This window comes from Nonomuraea sp. NPDC050202, assembly GCF_040656115.1.
Lineage (GTDB): Bacteria > Actinomycetota > Actinomycetes > Streptosporangiales > Streptosporangiaceae > Nonomuraea.
The window spans coordinates 159549-173873 of record NZ_JBFALF010000016.1; the positions used below are offsets into that span (position 1 = coordinate 159549).

The 14325-nt window shown below is 72.0% G+C and carries 14 protein-coding genes; 8 read left to right on the forward strand and 6 right to left on the reverse strand.

Annotation, left to right across the window (positions count from 1 at the left end; translation table 11 throughout):
• Positions 1 to 2 precede the first annotated feature (2 nt).
• Positions 3 to 914, reverse strand: coding sequence for a hypothetical protein (locus AB0I79_RS34760; protein ID WP_357882363.1), 912 nt, complete (start codon positions 912 to 914; stop codon positions 3 to 5).
• Positions 905 to 1219 carry a hypothetical protein gene (locus AB0I79_RS34765; protein WP_357882367.1) on the reverse strand — a complete coding sequence of 105 codons (315 nt, stop codon included), beginning with the start codon at positions 1217 to 1219 and terminating at the stop codon, positions 905 to 907. The genes AB0I79_RS34760 and AB0I79_RS34765 overlap by 10 nt, the downstream gene beginning before the upstream one ends.
• 139 nt (positions 1220 to 1358) lie before the next feature.
• Between AB0I79_RS34765 and AB0I79_RS34770 the strand changes: the two genes are divergently transcribed.
• From AB0I79_RS34770 to AB0I79_RS34790, 5 genes are read left to right on the forward strand one after another with little or no spacing between them, the layout of a single operon-like run.
• Complete coding sequence (locus AB0I79_RS34770; RefSeq protein ID WP_357882370.1) at positions 1359 to 1748, forward strand: YbaB/EbfC family nucleoid-associated protein; 390 nt, start codon at positions 1359 to 1361, stop codon at positions 1746 to 1748.
• 27 nt (positions 1749 to 1775) lie between these two features.
• Entirely contained in the window at positions 1776 to 2156 is a 381-nt protein-coding gene (locus AB0I79_RS34775; RefSeq protein ID WP_357882373.1) for a YbaB/EbfC family nucleoid-associated protein, read from the forward strand.
• 56 nt (positions 2157 to 2212) lie between these two features.
• A complete protein-coding gene (locus AB0I79_RS34780; RefSeq protein ID WP_357882376.1) occupies positions 2213 to 2833 on the forward strand; it encodes a TetR/AcrR family transcriptional regulator in 621 nt (206 codons plus the stop codon).
• The gene (locus AB0I79_RS34785; RefSeq protein WP_357882379.1) at positions 2830 to 4146 is read left to right on the forward strand and encodes an MFS transporter; all 1317 of its coding nucleotides are present in this window, start codon (positions 2830 to 2832) and stop codon (positions 4144 to 4146) included. Before AB0I79_RS34780 ends, AB0I79_RS34785 begins: the two co-directional genes overlap by 4 nt.
• A complete protein-coding gene (locus tag AB0I79_RS34790; RefSeq protein ID WP_357882382.1) occupies positions 4143 to 5609 on the forward strand; it encodes an aspartate aminotransferase family protein in 1467 nt (488 codons plus the stop codon). Before AB0I79_RS34785 ends, AB0I79_RS34790 begins: the two co-directional genes overlap by 4 nt.
• Positions 5610 to 5615: 6 nt before the next feature.
• Here AB0I79_RS34790 and AB0I79_RS34795 read toward each other — a convergent pair whose 3' ends face one another.
• The 3 genes from AB0I79_RS34795 to AB0I79_RS34805 form a co-directional block, all read right to left on the reverse strand.
• Positions 5616 to 6776, reverse strand: coding sequence for a monooxygenase (locus tag AB0I79_RS34795; protein WP_357882385.1), 1161 nt, complete (start codon positions 6774 to 6776; stop codon positions 5616 to 5618).
• Positions 6777 to 6948: 172 nt separating this feature from the next.
• Positions 6949 to 8031: a histidine kinase gene (locus AB0I79_RS34800; protein WP_357882389.1), complete on the reverse strand. Its 1083-nt coding sequence runs from the start codon at positions 8029 to 8031 to the stop codon at positions 6949 to 6951.
• 54 nt (positions 8032 to 8085) lie between these two features.
• A complete protein-coding gene (locus AB0I79_RS34805; RefSeq protein WP_357882392.1) occupies positions 8086 to 10035 on the reverse strand; it encodes a family 10 glycosylhydrolase in 1950 nt (649 codons plus the stop codon).
• Positions 10036 to 10221: 186 nt separating this feature from the next.
• Between AB0I79_RS34805 and AB0I79_RS34810 the strand changes: the two genes are divergently transcribed.
• The 3 genes from AB0I79_RS34810 (at position 10222) to AB0I79_RS34820 (ending at position 13211) form a co-directional block, all read left to right on the forward strand.
• Positions 10222 to 11793: an N-acetylmuramoyl-L-alanine amidase gene (locus AB0I79_RS34810; protein WP_357882396.1), complete on the forward strand. Its 1572-nt coding sequence runs from the start codon at positions 10222 to 10224 to the stop codon at positions 11791 to 11793.
• Positions 11794 to 11922: 129 nt separating this feature from the next.
• Entirely contained in the window at positions 11923 to 12063 is a 141-nt protein-coding gene (locus tag AB0I79_RS34815; RefSeq protein WP_357882399.1) for a hypothetical protein, read from the forward strand.
• Positions 12060 to 13211: a methyltransferase domain-containing protein gene (locus AB0I79_RS34820; RefSeq protein ID WP_357882402.1), complete on the forward strand. Its 1152-nt coding sequence runs from the start codon at positions 12060 to 12062 to the stop codon at positions 13209 to 13211. The genes AB0I79_RS34815 and AB0I79_RS34820 overlap by 4 nt, the downstream gene beginning before the upstream one ends.
• A gap of 333 nt (positions 13212 to 13544) precedes the next feature.
• On the opposite strand, the gene AB0I79_RS34825 is transcribed toward AB0I79_RS34820, so the two are convergent.
• The gene (locus AB0I79_RS34825; protein ID WP_357882405.1) at positions 13545 to 14306 is read right to left on the reverse strand and encodes an SDR family oxidoreductase; all 762 of its coding nucleotides are present in this window, start codon (positions 14304 to 14306) and stop codon (positions 13545 to 13547) included.
• Positions 14307 to 14325 lie beyond the last annotated feature (19 nt).

A 14325-nucleotide genomic window follows, 5' to 3' on the forward strand; every position in this document is an offset into this window, starting at 1 on the left:
GGTCAATTCTTCTTGCGTTTGTTGGGGTTCGGCGGGATCCGGCGCCTTCCGCCGTGACGGTCGGCGTTCTGGTGCTTGTCGCTCGTCGACTTGCTCTTACCCTGCTCGTGCGGCTTGCGATTCTGCTGGTTGAGGCCCCAGCCCTTCTTCTTCTCGCCCTCGCCGTTGTTGTTATTGTTGCCGCTCTGCCCGTTGTTATTATTATTATTGTTATTATTATTGTTGTTGTTGTTTCGGTTCTTTCGGCCGAACTGGGCCATGCCCATGCGGTCGCTCAAGCTCTGCGGCCGCGCGGGCGCCGGGCGCATCGGGACACCGCGCCCGCCCGCGCCCGCCAGCGCCGGAGTGCCGCCGGGGCCTCCCGGGCGGCGCAGGTTGTCCAGGATGCGGCGCATCGGGTCGGTCACCCGGCGGGCCATCGCGGGTGCCAGCACCCTGCCGGTGCCCTCGGCGCCCTCGCGCATCACCTTGCCCATGGCGTGGCGGGTCAGGTACATCCGTGCGGTGGCCGCCGTGACACCCACCGCGCCGCCGAAGGCCACCGCCTGAACGACCGAGGTCAGCCCGGCCGCCGCTTGCATGCCCACGGCCACCTTCACCGCGCTCACCACGGCGGCGGTGCCGTCGAGCGCCACCGGCGCCACCCGGGCGGCGGCCGTGGCCTGCGCGACGTGGCCGCTGTCGCCGCCGACCCGGTTCCAGTGCTGCGCCGCCGCCGTGGCGGACTCGCCGCGGTGGTACTGCTGGGTCCTGCGGACCGACGCGTCGGCGGCCTCGCCCACCGGCTGCGATCCGGCCTGCACGGTACGCCAGGCGGTGGCGTCCTTCTTGATCTCGTCCTCGTCGATGTTCGGCCACGGCACGCCGAGCATCCCGAGGAACCCGTTCAGCTCGGGCGAGAGCATCAGGCCCATGAGATGCGTCCCACGTCCTCGGCGATGGCCGTCTCGGCGGTGCTGGTGTTCCTGGCCGTGGCGGACAGCCCTTCTCCGGTGCCGGCGATCTCTCCCGAGACGCCGAGGAGCGCCATCAGCGAGACCTGGGTGCACTCGGCGTAGGCGGCGGCGAACCCGCCGAACAGCCCGTCATCGCCCCAGGAGGAGACGCCGTTCCCCCGTTCCCAGAGCCGCTGCAGCGCAGCCTGGTAGTCCGCCCCGTGGGTGCTGACATGCTCGGCTTCGCGCCCCACCGCACCCGACGCGATCTCGAATCCCGTCATGGCCGGTCACCATAGCGACTTATACCGGTAATCACGCAACTATCCACGTTCATGAGATGCACATCTCACTGTCAAGATCGAGGTGGGCTTGTGCCACACTGGGCCATCAGTCCGTTCCTTGACGTTCACGGAGGTCGACATGCGGTCACCTGCGCCCGATGACGACGCCGAGTACCTGGCCCAGTACCTCGCCCAGAGCCGCCAGATCATGCGTGACCTGCAGGCGGCGCGGGCGGCCATACTGCAGGTGGAGGGCCGGGCCCGCAGCGACGACGGGCTGATCGAGGCGAGCGCCGACGGGCACGGCGGGCTCACCCGGCTGCGCATCGACCCGCGGGCGCTGCGTTCCGGCGAGGCGGCGCTCGGCCGGATGGTGACGGAGGTCCTGCGCTCGGCCCAGGAGGACGCCGCCCGCCACGCGCAGGAGATCGCCGACAAGGTCGCGGGCAGCAGCGCGGCCCTGCCCGAGCCGCTCGACGAGACGTTCGTGCGAGCGAGGGTCGAGCAGGCGGCCCAGGACCTTCTCTAGCAGGCGACCCTCTCAAGGAGGCAACACGTGTACGGCCCGCACCTCGACCCCGCCCACATCAGAGACGAGGATCTCGACGAGGCGGCCCGCCAGGGCGAGCGGATGCTGGCCTGGCTGGAGACGGCACGGGAGGAGCTCGACCAGGTCATCGGCGCGGGCGAGAGCCCGTCGGGCCAGGTCAGGGCGCGCGTGGACGCGAACGGCCGGGTCATCGAGGTCGCCTACGGCCCTCGCGCGCTGCGGATGGGCAGCATGGAGCTGGCGGACGAGACGCTCGCGGCGGTGCGCGCGGCGAGCGCCGACGCCGAGCGGCAGACCCACGACCTCATGCGCGAGGCCCTGCCCGGCTACGACCCGGTCGCGGCCCGTGCCGAGCTGGAGGGGCTGCTGGACGGCGAGCTGGGCTGACCCGTTCTCCATCAAGCGATTGACCGGGAGGGCACGGCCGAACTACCTTCGGTCGCATGACCTCCGGCCAGGCCGACGCGATACTCAAGGTCGCCACGCAGCTCTTCGCGGCGCTCGGCTACGACGGCACCTCCACCCGTCAGATCGCCGACGCCGCCGGGCTGAACATCGCGACCGTCAACTACCACGTGGGCGGCAAGCGGGAGCTCTACCTCGCCGTCATGGAGGCCGCGCACCGCGCGGAGAAGGCGGCGCTGGACCAGGCGCTGGCCAGGCTGCCGGGCGACGACCCCGTGGCCGCCGTCCACCGGCTGGCCGACGACTACCTCGACTTCTGCGTGGACAACCCCGAGGTGCCCGCCCTGTGGATGCACCGCTGGCTCTCCGACGCCAGTGACGTCACCGAGCTGGAGCGCCAGTACGTGCAGCCGCTGCTCGCCGCGGTGACCGCCGCGCTGCGCCCCGCGGTCGAGGCCGGGGTGATCGCCGCCGAGACGGATCTCGAGTACACCGTGTGGAGCGTCATCTGGACCGTGCACGGCTTCGCCAAGGGCGGCGTGCTCGACGCGGAGGGCCGCCGCAGGGCGTCCGGCGACCGGGCCGCGCTGCGCCGCTTCCGCGCCCACCTGCACCAGAGCCTGCACCGCACGCTCGGCCTGCCCGGCGACCCCCGGTGACCGCGTCGCGGCTCGGCAGGGACAGGCTGCTGGGCTACGGGATCGGCTCTGTCGGCACCGGCGTGTTCTCGGCGGTGCCGGGCCTGCTGCTCCTGTACTACCTGACCGACGTGCTGGGCGTGCCCGCCGCCGTGGCGGGCTTCGTGCTGGTGGCGCCCAAGATCTGGGACGTGCTGCTGAACCCGCTCGTCGGCGCCGCCAGCGACCGCGAGGCCGTGCGCACGGGCCGCAGGACCCGCCTGCTGGCGATCGGCTCGGCCGCGTTACCGGTGACGTTCGCGCTGATGTTCGCGGTGCCCGGCGACGTGCCCGGCGCGCTCTGGGCGGGGGCGGCGTTCCTGCTGGCGGCCACCGCGTTCGCCTGCTTCCAGGTCCCGTACGTGGCCCTGCCCGCGGAGATGTCGGCCGACCAGGGCGAGCGGACCAGGATCATGTCCTGGCGGGTGGTGTGCCTGACGGCCGGCATCCTGGTCGCCGGCGGGCTGGCCCCGGCCGTGGTCGGCCTGGCGGGCGGCGGCCGGGCCGGGTACGCCGTGATGGGCGTGACGGTCGGCGCCGTCATGGCGGCGGCGCTGGCCGGGGCGACGCTGGCCACCCGCTGGGTGCCGTCCAGGCCGGGGCCCCGCCAGCTCGGCCCGGTGGCCGCCTTCCGCCTGGCCAGGGGGAACGTGCCGTTCTTCGTGCTGCTGGCGGCGTTCGTGACGCAGGCGCTGGCCGTGGCCGTGATGCTGGCCGGGGCGCCGTACGTGGCCGCGTACCGGCTGGGTGACTACGGCCTGACCTCGGTGATGTTCGTCTGCCTCGTCGGGCCGAGCATGCTCGCCGTGCCCGGATGGGCGTGGCTGGCCCGCGTCCACGGGCCGGTGCGCTGCTACCTGGCCGCGTCCGCCGGTTTCTGCGGTGTCACGGTCGCGCTCGTCCCGGCCGTCGCGGCGGGCGGGACCGCGGCCACGCTGGCGCTGACCGCGCTGGCCGGGGTCTGCTACGCGGCGCTGCAACTGCTGCCGCTGTCGCTGCTGCCCGACACCGTGCACGCCGACGCCGCCCGCACCGGGCACGCCCAGGCCGGCGCGTTCACCGGGCTGTGGACAGCGGGCGAGACCGCGGGGCTGGCGCTCGGGCCGGGGCTGTTCGCGCTGGTGCTGACCGGGTCGGGGTTCGTCTCCGCGCCGGTCGAGTCGCCGGTCGCGCAGCCGCCGGAGGCGCTGACCGGGCTGCTGCTCGGGTTCACCGCGCTGCCCGCCCTGCTCATGCTGATCAGCCTGCCGTTCGTCGCCTGGTACGGACGGCTCACGACGAAGGAGACCGTGTGAACCTGCCGCCGACGGGAAGGCCCGTAGCAGACCTGCTGGCCGAGGTGTCCCGGCTCAAGGAGCACGACCTGCCGGTACGCGGCGGCCAGGTCACCGCCTACGTCTACGACACGGGCCGGGCCGAGGTGAACGACGCCGCGACCCGGGCGTACCTGGAGATGCTGGAGGTCAACTGCCTCGACCCGACCGCGTTCCCCAGCGTGGTGGAGATGGAGCGGCAGGTCGTCGGGGCGGTCGCGGACCTGCTCGGCGGCGGCCACGGCATCTTCACCAGCGGCGGCACCGAGTCGATCATGCTGGCCGTCAAGGCCGCCCGCGACCTGGGCCGGCGTCCGTCCGGAGCGGCGGAAGCGCGGGCCGCCGGGGAGGCGCCCCGCTCCCGGCCGAACCTGGTGCTGCCGGTCACCGCGCACCCCGCCTTCCACAAGGCGGCCCACTACCTGGGCGTCGAGGTCAGGCCCGTGCCGGTGGACCTGGCGACGTACAAGGTGCGGGCCCGCGACGTCGAGGAGGCGATCGACGAGGACACGATCCTGGTCGTGGTCTCCGCGCCGTCCTACCCGCAGGGCGTGATCGACCCCGTCGAGGAGGTGGCGGCCGTGGCCGCCGCGGCGGGCGTGCCGTGTCACGTGGACGCGTGCGTGGGCGGCTGGCTGCTGCCCTGGCTGCGGGAGGCGGGCGCGGCGGTCCCGCCGTTCGACCTGTCGGTGCCGGGGGTGACCTCGCTCTCCTGCGACCTGCACAAGTTCGGCTACGCGCCCAAGGGCGCCTCGGTGCTGCTGTTCGCCGATCCCGCGGCGCGGCGCAAGGCGTACTTCGCGTCGGCGGCCTGGCCCGGATACACGATCATCAACGCGACCGTGCAGAGCTCCAGGTCGGCGGGGCCGCTCGGCGGCGCCTGGGCCACCCTGCAGGCACTGGGCAGCGCCGGGTACGCCGAGCTGGGCCGGGCCACGCTGGAGGCGACGCGCAGGCTGCGCGCGGGCCTGGCCGGGATCCCGGGGCTGCGGGTGCTCGGGGAGCCCGAGTCGTCGCTGGTGGCCTTCGCCGGGGACGACGTGGACGTGTTCGTGCTGGCGGACGAGGCGCGGGCGCGGGGCTGGTTCCTGCAGCCGCAGCTCTCCTACGCGGGCATCCCGGCCAACCTGCACATCACGGTCACCGGGGTCACGCTGGCCGGGGTCGAGGCCATGCTGAAGGTGATCGCGGAATCGGCCGGGGCGGCGCGCGAGCGCGGGCCCGTGGTGCTGCCCGACGGGCTGGTCGAGCTGGTGGCGGGGCTGGACCTGGAGGCGATCGACGACGCGACGTTCGCGGAGCTGAGCGCGTCGGTCGGGGTGGATCTGCGCCCGGGGGCGGGGCAGCCGGAGATGGCGATGGTCAACACCGTCCTCGACGCGCTGCCCGCCCCCGCCAGGGAGGCGGTGCTGGTGCGCTTCCTGTCGGTCATCTACGGTCGCTGATCCGCCTCAGGCGGCCGACGTGATGGCGATGCCCAGGCACATCTCGTCGCTGGTGCCGTCGCCCCAGACGACGTACCGGGGCGGGGTGTCGCGCAGTTGCGGCAGCAGGGCGCGCAGGCCGGCGTCGTGGGTGCAGGTGACGCGTACGACGTCGCCCTTCCGCACCTCGACCGGCGCGGGCAGCAGCCGCAGCGACTGGTCGTCGAAGTTGTACTCGGGCACGTCGAGCAGCGTCCGGGCCTTCGCGGTGCCCGGGTTGAGCTCGACCTTGATGGCCCGCCCGAGCAGGTGCATGTGCCCCGCCAGCGCGTGCACCGTGAACGGGCCCTCGACGGGCACGTCGCAGTGCTGGGTCGGCCCCGGCTCGGCCGGGCCGCAGTACTGCTCCAGCAGCCGCACCTGCGTCAGGCTGTCGCGCCCGAACCGCTTGCCGACGTCCCGCACGGCGGCGTCCCTGTCGCACAGCGGCCCTGACTCGCTCGCCGTGCAGGGCAGCTCGACGGGCGCGAAGAACAGTCCGGTCTCCAGCGGCTCCAGCCGCCGGTCCGTGACGCGCAGGCGGATGCCCGAACGGTCGGTGCCCGGCTCGCCCTTCACGCCCAGCAGGTTGTAGTGCACCTGCATGATCAGGCGGCTGCCCGGCTGCAGGTCGTAGCCGTACTTCGGGTCGAGGAGCGCCTCCTTGGTGCCGGGCGCCCAGTGCGCCACCCAGCCCGCGTCGCCGATGCCGGCGTCGCCGAAGCAGGACCAGCCCTGGCCGGGGGTGCTCTCGTCCAGCTCGCGCGCCCGCTCGGCCTGCTCGGGCCCGAGCCTGAAGAAGATCGCGTGGTGCACGATGGCGGTGTTCTGGGGCTCGAACTGGGCGCCGGTCAGCGACACCCGGCCGGTCAGCCCCGGGTCGACGAGAAAGCAGCGGTAGTCGTCCGTGCCGCCGTTGGGCGGCCCCGGCGCGTACGGCTCCGCCATGGCGAGGTTGACGAACCGCTCGCCCGGCCGCAGCGGGGACGCCACGGGCGCGGGCTCGGCAGCGTGCCCGGAATGCCCCGAGGAAGCCGGGGAGGCCGGGGAAGCGGGGGAAGTCGGCGAAGCCGGGGAAGCCGGCACGCCGCAGGAGGCGAGCAGGACGGCCGCGGCGAGCGCGGCGGCCGTCCGGGCGAATCGCGTCATGACGTCAACACTCGCCCGCGGGAGGCCGCCGGGCATCCTTCCCCGGGATGCTTTGCCTACTTCCCTGGGATGACCCGCCTGTCACACCACGGTCGCGCCCTCGCCATACGCCCTCGCCACGCACCCTTCACGACGCGCCCTTCACGACGCGCCCTTCACGACGCGCGTCCTCTCAGGACGTGGGGAACGTGGCCTCCACCCGGAACCCGCCGTCCTCCCCCGGCCGGCACACCAGCGTGCCGCCGGCCAGCTCCACCCGCGTCCGCAGGTCGGGCAGGCTCATCCCGGGGCCGGCGACGGCGACCCAGGCGTCCGGCAGGCCGCCGGTGTTGCGGACCACGATCCGCACGTTGCCCGGCGCGTACCGCACCAGGACCCGCACCTCCGCGCCGGGCGCGTGCTTGCGCACGTTGGCCAGGGCCGCCTCGGCCACCAGGTACGCGGTCCGCCCCACCAGGCCCGAGACGGGCGCAGGAGTGCCGTCCACCGTCAGCTCCACCGGCACGCCGTCGCGGGCCGAGTCGATCACCAGCGGCCGCAGGTCGGGCAGCGGCAGCCCCAGGTCGAACCCCTCGCCGGTGCCGCGGCGCAGCAGCGCCACCATGTGCCGCAGCTCGTCGAGCGCGTCACAGCCCGTCGCGCGGATGTCCTCGGCCGCCGCCCTGGCGCGGTCGTCGCCGGTGGCCAGGGCCAGCACGCCGGCCTGCAGCACGATCCGGCTGACGCGGTGGGTGACGACGTCGTGCATCTCGCCGGCCAGGCGCTCGCGCTCGATCCGCTCGGAGCGCTCCGCCAGCTCGGCGCGGAGCTGTTCCCTGACGGACACGTACAGGCCGTACATGATCGCGAGGGCGATCACCGCCTCGCTCCTGGCGATCAGCGGGAGCCGGTCGGGCAGGGTCAGCACGGCGAAGGCGATCACCAGCACCGGCATCCAGCGGGACAGCGGGCGCCGGTCGGCCGCGAACGCCATCGCGCCGTAGGCGGCGAACGGCGCCGCCGGCGGCCACAGCGGCGCCCCTTCCGCGGGCAGCGGGACGGCGGACGGCACGACCAGGGCCAGCACCGGCACGGCGAGCGCGGTGCCCGCGCAGATCCAGGCGACGGCGAGGGGCGCCCGGCGCATCCACAGCAGCGGCAGCGCCCCCGCCAGCGCGACCACCAGACCTGGGCCCGCATAGCCTGTCGCGGGCGTCAAACCTGCCGCGACCAGGACCGCGGCAGCGTCGATCGGTCGCGCGCGGGCACCGTCCACCGCCTCATCGTACGATCACCCGGCGTGTCTGCCCATCCCCGGTCGCGTAGCGGATCACACCCTGGTGATGCGGACGGCGTCGGCGATGACGTACCCCGTCGTGGAGGTCCAGCGGCTCACGCCGACCACGTTGTAGGTGCCGGCGTTCAGCGTGAAGGTGCCCAGGTCACGCCAGGCCCCGCCGCCCGTGCGCTGGTCGACGGTGACCGTCCGGTTCCCGCCCGAGGCCGCCACGATGTACGGCGTCGCGCTGTTGTAGCCGGGGTCGGCCGGATACCACACCTCCACCCGGTAACTCCCGGCGCTGGGGACGGCCGCGCGGAACCAGGCCGGGTCGCTGGCCGCGACCGGCGCGGCGAAGCGGTAGTCGGCGCCGTGGAGCTGCCCGGAGTACGTCGAGGTGCCCCAGGCCGAGCCGGCGGCGAACCCGGCGTCCGCGTTGTCGATCACGACGCTGAACCCGCCGGGCGACGAGGTGACGGCCCGGCCCGCGCTGGGCGCGCTCTCCTGGTGGGTGCGGTTGAGCGCGGTCACGTAGTACGTGTACGCCGATCCGGTGGCCGTGGTGTCGGTGAACGTGGTCTGCCTGGTCGTTTTGACCAGGTTGCGGGCGTCGGCGAAGAAGCACGGGTCGGCTGCCGACGGGGTGCCGTCCACCCGGTAGACGGCGTACGACGTGCCGGAGCCCGTCCAGGAGAGCTGCACGCCGCTCGACCCCCGCGTGGCCGAGGTGATCGCGGGTGCGGCGGGCGCCGCCGCCGAGCCGCGGGCGGGCAGCAGCGCGGGCCTGGTGTAGTGCGCGTTGACGACCCTGGTGAACGCCCCGATCCGGTCGGCCTTGACGTCCTTGGCGCTGAAGTAGATGTCGCCGGACACCTCGGGATGTTGCCGGTTGTCGTAGAGGTGGTCGCTCAGCTCGGCCGGGTCCTGCCAGGCGGCCTCCTGCCCGGACGCGCCCGCGCGGTAGGCCGCCTGGCCGATCACGAGCTGCACCCCGGTGCCCCTGACCTGCTCGGACCACCAGGCCGTGAGCACCTCGTAGGCGGCCGTGGAGAAGCCGAGGTGCCAGTAGATCTGCGGCGCCAGGTAGTCCACCCAGCCCTGCTTGACCCACTGCCGGCTGTCGGCGTAGATCGCGTCGTACGACTGCAGCCCCGAGGTGCGCGAGCCCAGCGGGTCGGTGCCCGCGTTGCGCCAGATCCCGAACGGGCTGATGCCGAAGGAGACGTGCGGCTTGGCGGCGTGGATGCGCTGGTCGAGCTCGCGTACCAGCAGGTTGACGTTGTTCCGCCGCCAGTCCCCGACGTTGGAGAACGAGCCGCCGTACCTGTCGAACGTGGCGGCGTCCGGGATGCTCTGACCGCTCACCGGATAGGGGTAGAAGTAGTCGTCGAGGTGCACGCCGTCCACGTCGTACCGGGAGACGGCGTCCATGATCGCGTCCTCGATGAAGTCGCGTACCTCCGGGATGCCCGGGTTGTAGTAGAGCTTGCCGCCGTAGGGGAAGCGCCAGTCGGGGTGCTGCCGCGCCGGGTGCGTGGCGACCAGCCTGGACGGGTCGTCGTGGTTGGCGATCCGGTACGGGTTGAACCAGGCGTGGAACTCCAGGTTACGGGCGTGGGCCTCCTTGACCATGAAGGCGAGGGGGTCGTAGCCCGGGTTGCCGCCCTGGGTGCCGGTCAGCCACTGCGACCACGGCTCGTACGGGGAGGGCCAGAACGCGTCGGCCGTCGGCCGGACCTGCACGACCACGGCGTTCATGCGCTTGGACACGGCCAGGTCGAGCCAGGCCCGGAACTCCGCCTGCTGCGCCGACGCGCTCAGCCCGGTGCGGCTGGGCCAGTCGATGTTGGCGACCGAGGAGATCCACATGGCTCTGAGCTGCCGCTTCGGGGTGGCCGGATCGACGGTGCAGGCGGCTGCGGCTGCGGCTGAGGGGGTGAGTGGACTGACGAACGCGGCGATGAGCACCGCGAGGACGACGGTACGCAGGAGCGCGGTCACGAAGGGAAGTTTCAGCGCATCCGCCAGAAAGCGCAATAGTCTTCACAAAGATCGGAGGTCCCCGGAAACCTCACCCCTCAGCAAAGGCGATAATTTTCACTTAACTCAGAAGTAATGTCAATTATCGACATCAGTCAGAAGAGTGTCGTAGCGTGCACCCGTCACCTTGTGAACGAGGAGCACCCCATGACTCTCGCCCGCACGCGATTAGTAGCAGCCCTCGCCACCTCGATCCTCGCCATCGCCCCCCTCACCGCGGCCCAGCCCGCCTGGTCGCAGAGCCAGGCAGCCGTGGTCAAGGAAACCCCGATGGCCGCGGCCTTCGCCAAGGCGTCCGCCGCCCACGACGTACCTCGCGACCTGCTCGTCGCCCTCGCCTACGCCGAGACCCACCTCGACGGCCACCACGGCGAGCCCAGCGCCAGCAACGGCTACGGCGTGATGCACCTGGTCAGCAACCCGACCAACCACTCACTGGAGAAGGCGGCCGAGCTCACCGGGCTGCCCGCCGACAAGCTCAAGGCCGACGACGAGGCCAACATCCTCGGCGGCGCGGCCGTGCTCCGCTCCCTCGCCGACAAGCTCGGCCTCGACGAGGCCGCCAGGAAGGACGCCGGCCGCTGGTACAGCGCCGTCGCCCAGTACGGCAACGCCTCCTCGCCCGAGCTGGCCCGCCTGTACGCCGACGCCGTCTACGAGCAGCTCGGCCTCGGCATCGACCTGCGCGGCGTCCAGGTCAGGCCGCAGGAGGTCAGCGCCGACCGCGGCGAGTACGCGGACGTCCGCGACCTGAACGCCCGCGCCGGCAAGCAGGCCGGCGAGCCGGCGGAATCGCCTGTCGCCGTGGCCAGCGCCGACTACCCGCCGGCCGCGTGGGTCCCGGCCAGCTCCAGCAACTACCGCGTCTCCAGCCGCGAGACCAGCTACAACATCGACCGGGTGGTCATCCACGTCACCCAGGGCTCCTACGCCGGGACCATCTCCTGGTTCCAGAACCCCAGCGCGCAGGTCTCCTCCCACTACGTGGTCAAGTCCTCCAACGGCGCCATCACCCAGATGGTCCGCGACAAGGACGTCGCCTGGCACGCGGGCAACTCCACCTACAACAACCGCTCCATCGGCATCGAGCACGAGGGCTGGGTCAGCGACCCCTCCTGGTTCACCGACGCCATGTACCGGGCCTCGGCCGCGCTGACGCGTTACCTCTGCGACAAGTACGGCATCCCGAAGACCAGGACCGGCATCATCGGCCACAACGAGGTCCCCGGCGCCACCCACACCGACCCGGGCTCGAACTGGAACTGGACCACGTACATGAACTACGTGACCGGTGGCGGCGGCACCCCCTCGTGGACCACCACGGTGGACAACGCCACCTCCGGCCAGTTCACCGCCAGCGCGAACTGGGGCACCTCCACCTACTCCAGCCAGCGCCACGGCGCCGACTACCGCTTCGCCGACCCGGTCGCCGCCAGCGACCCGGCATGGTACTCGGCGACGATCCCGAGCGCCGGGACGTACCAGGTCGAGGTCTGGTATCCGGCCGATGCCGGGTACAACAGCTCGGCGCCGTACATCGTGGCGACGTCCGGCGGCAACCAGACCGTGTTCGTCGACCAACGCTCCGGCGGCGGGGCCTGGCGCAGCATCGGCACGTTCTCGCTGAACGCCGGCACGTACAACGTGGTCGGGGTGAGCCGGTGGACCTCGGGCACCGGCTACGTGATCGCGGACGCGGTCCGCATCAGCAGGCAGTGACCCCTTCCTGAGTGACGGCCCGCGCCCGACCCCTTCCGGGCGTGGGCCGTTACGTCTTTCTAGCTGAAGCGACACGTCCAATCCCTGTATCTTCACAGTGAGCAACCCCGTGGATACAGAGGAGCACGAATGGGTCGTCACGAAGATCCCAGCAGCCCCAAGGACCAGCCCCTGGACCCGAACAAGCACAAGGGCCAGGGCAGCAACGACGACCACCAGCCGAGACCCTCCGGCAAGCACAGCGGCGAAGGCAAGGGTGGCAAGAAGTGACGGACGTCGCTTCGCTGATGGATCGGCTGATCGCCGGCCTTGATCCTGATGGAGAGATCACGGACACGGTCAAGCAAGCGATCCGCGCGGTGCCCCGCCACCAGTTCATTCCGCCGGTCGGGCTCGTCTCACAGAAGAAGGACTCCGCGTACCTGATCGACCGCAACGCGGATCCGGATGACTGGTGGGACACCGTCTACTCCAACGAGCCCATCGTCACCCAGCTCAACGACGGGGCCACCACCGTCACCGAGATGATCGGCGGCTACACCTCCTCGTCATCTTCTCCCTGGACGGTCGCGAACCTGCTGACCCTGCTGGATCCCGACCCCGGCAACCACATACTCGAGGTCGGCACCGGAACGGGCTGGACCAGCGCCCTGCTGTGCCATCTGGTGGGCGAGCACGGACAGGTCACCTCGATCGAAGTCGATCCCGCCGTCGCACAGCAGGCCGCCAAGAACCTCGCCGACGCGGGCGCACGACCCAACCTGATCATCGGTGACGGCACCTTGGGCTGCCCCGAACGGGCACCCTACGACCGGGTACACGTCACCTGCGGGATCCGTACGGTCCCCTACGCCTGGATCGCGCAATGCCGGATCGGCGCGACCATCGTCATGCCGTTCTGCCCCAACTTCGGCAACAACCACTCACTGCGACTGGTGGTCTGCCCGGACGGCACCGCGATCGGCCGCTTCCCCGGCTTCGCCTCATACATGATGCTGCGCGCGCAACGTTCGGTCCCTCAGCGCGCGGCGCGAGGTTCGCGGGACAAGCATTACCTGACCACTCACGTCGATCCGCGCGTGATCGCCCACGCACCCGCCGGAGCGGACCTGGCCATCGCGGCGCTGACCGGTGTCGAGTCCAGCAGCACCGACAAGCCGGATGAGGACGGGAAGCTCTTCCGGCTGTGGATGTGCGATCCCCGCGACTCCTACTCGTGGGCGGCGGTGGCCTGGAGACCGGGCTCCTCGGAGTACGAGGTGTACCAGGTAGGCGACCGGCCCCTGTGGGACGAGGTCCTGGACGCGTACTTCCGGTGGGTGAGCTGGGGGCAGCCCGGGCGCGACCGCTTCGGTATGACGGTGACGCCTTCCGGGCAGCAGATCTGGCTCGATTCTCCCGGCCGGCTCGTGGCGTAGCCCTTCCGGCGGCATGAACCAGCCCTCGGCGTCGAGGCTCCCGGCGCCGAGGGCTTCTGGAGGAGACCGGAGTTCGGGTGGCACGTACGGATCGCGTCCAGGTTCCCGCCGATCAGGACGCCCGTGGCGGTGCCTTCGACGGTGACCGAGGCGGTGACCTCCGACGCGTCCCGGTGAACGGTGACGGCCTCGGCGGTCAGCAGAGCCCGGCGCAGCGCCTCCGCCGACGCGGGGCCGGTAGCGGGCTCGTACCAGTTGGCGAAGGGGCCGTGGAGCACGGCCAGCCGGCAACGGGTCCAGGCGGCAACAGTCCCTTGGCCTGTGCGGCGGTTCTCACGCCGTCGCCCCTCCGTCGATCACGTGGTCCGCGCCCACCACGAAGCTCGACTCCGATGACGACAGCCACAGCGCCGCGGCCGCGATCTCCTCAGGGGTGGCCACGCGCCCGATGGGCAGCGCGGTCTTCATCCGCTCGTCGCGCTCCTCCCGCGTCTCCCCGGGACGCGACGACATGGGCGTGTCGATCGGCCCCGGGCTGAGGGCGTTGATGCGGACGCCGTCGGCGATGTGGTCGCGGGCCGCCGCACGCGTCAGGTGGCTGACCGCGGCCTTCGAGGCGGCGTACGCGCTCGCCCCCGCCAGCCGCCAGTGCGCCCCGAGGTTGGAGGAGACGTTGACGATGGCCCCGCCCCCGTGAGCCCGCATGTGGGCGATCTCGTGCTTCATCGACAGGAACACCCCCTTGAGGTTGACCGCCAGGACCTCGTCCCAGACGTCCTCGTCGTAGTCGGCCAGCGGCGCCAGCGTGCCGAAGACGCCGGCCGCGTTGAGCGCCACGTCGAGACCGCCGAAGCGGGAGACGGCGGCCTCGACCATGGCGGCGACCTCGGCGGAGCGCGTGAGGTCGACGGTGAACGCGCCGGCCCGGCCGCCGCCCTCCTCGACGAGCTTCACGACCTCGGCCAGCCGGGCGGCGTCACGGCCGGCGGCCAGGACCGCCGCGCCCTCCCGCGCGTACGCCAGCGCCGCCGCCCGTCCCACGACCCCGCTCGCGCCCGTGACGAGCGCAACCTTTCCGGCAAATCGTCCAGTCATTATTCAAGACCAATCATTC

Coding starts and splice junctions, on each gene's coding strand:
- AB0I79_RS34760 (WP_357882363.1), bottom strand. CDS start 914: ATGGGCCTGATGCTCTCGCCCGAGCTGAACGGGTTCCTCGGGATGCTC.
- AB0I79_RS34765 (WP_357882367.1), bottom strand. CDS start 1,219: ATGACGGGATTCGAGATCGCGTCGGGTGCGGTGGGGCGCGAAGCCGAG.
- AB0I79_RS34770 (WP_357882370.1), top strand. CDS start 1,359: ATGCGGTCACCTGCGCCCGATGACGACGCCGAGTACCTGGCCCAGTAC.
- AB0I79_RS34780 (WP_357882376.1), top strand. CDS start 2,213: ATGACCTCCGGCCAGGCCGACGCGATACTCAAGGTCGCCACGCAGCTC.
- AB0I79_RS34795 (WP_357882385.1), bottom strand. CDS start 6,776: ATGACGCGATTCGCCCGGACGGCCGCCGCGCTCGCCGCGGCCGTCCTG.
- AB0I79_RS34810 (WP_357882396.1), top strand. CDS start 10,222: ATGACTCTCGCCCGCACGCGATTAGTAGCAGCCCTCGCCACCTCGATC.
- AB0I79_RS34815 (WP_357882399.1), top strand. CDS start 11,923: ATGGGTCGTCACGAAGATCCCAGCAGCCCCAAGGACCAGCCCCTGGAC.
- AB0I79_RS34825 (WP_357882405.1), bottom strand. CDS start 14,306: ATGACTGGACGATTTGCCGGAAAGGTTGCGCTCGTCACGGGCGCGAGC.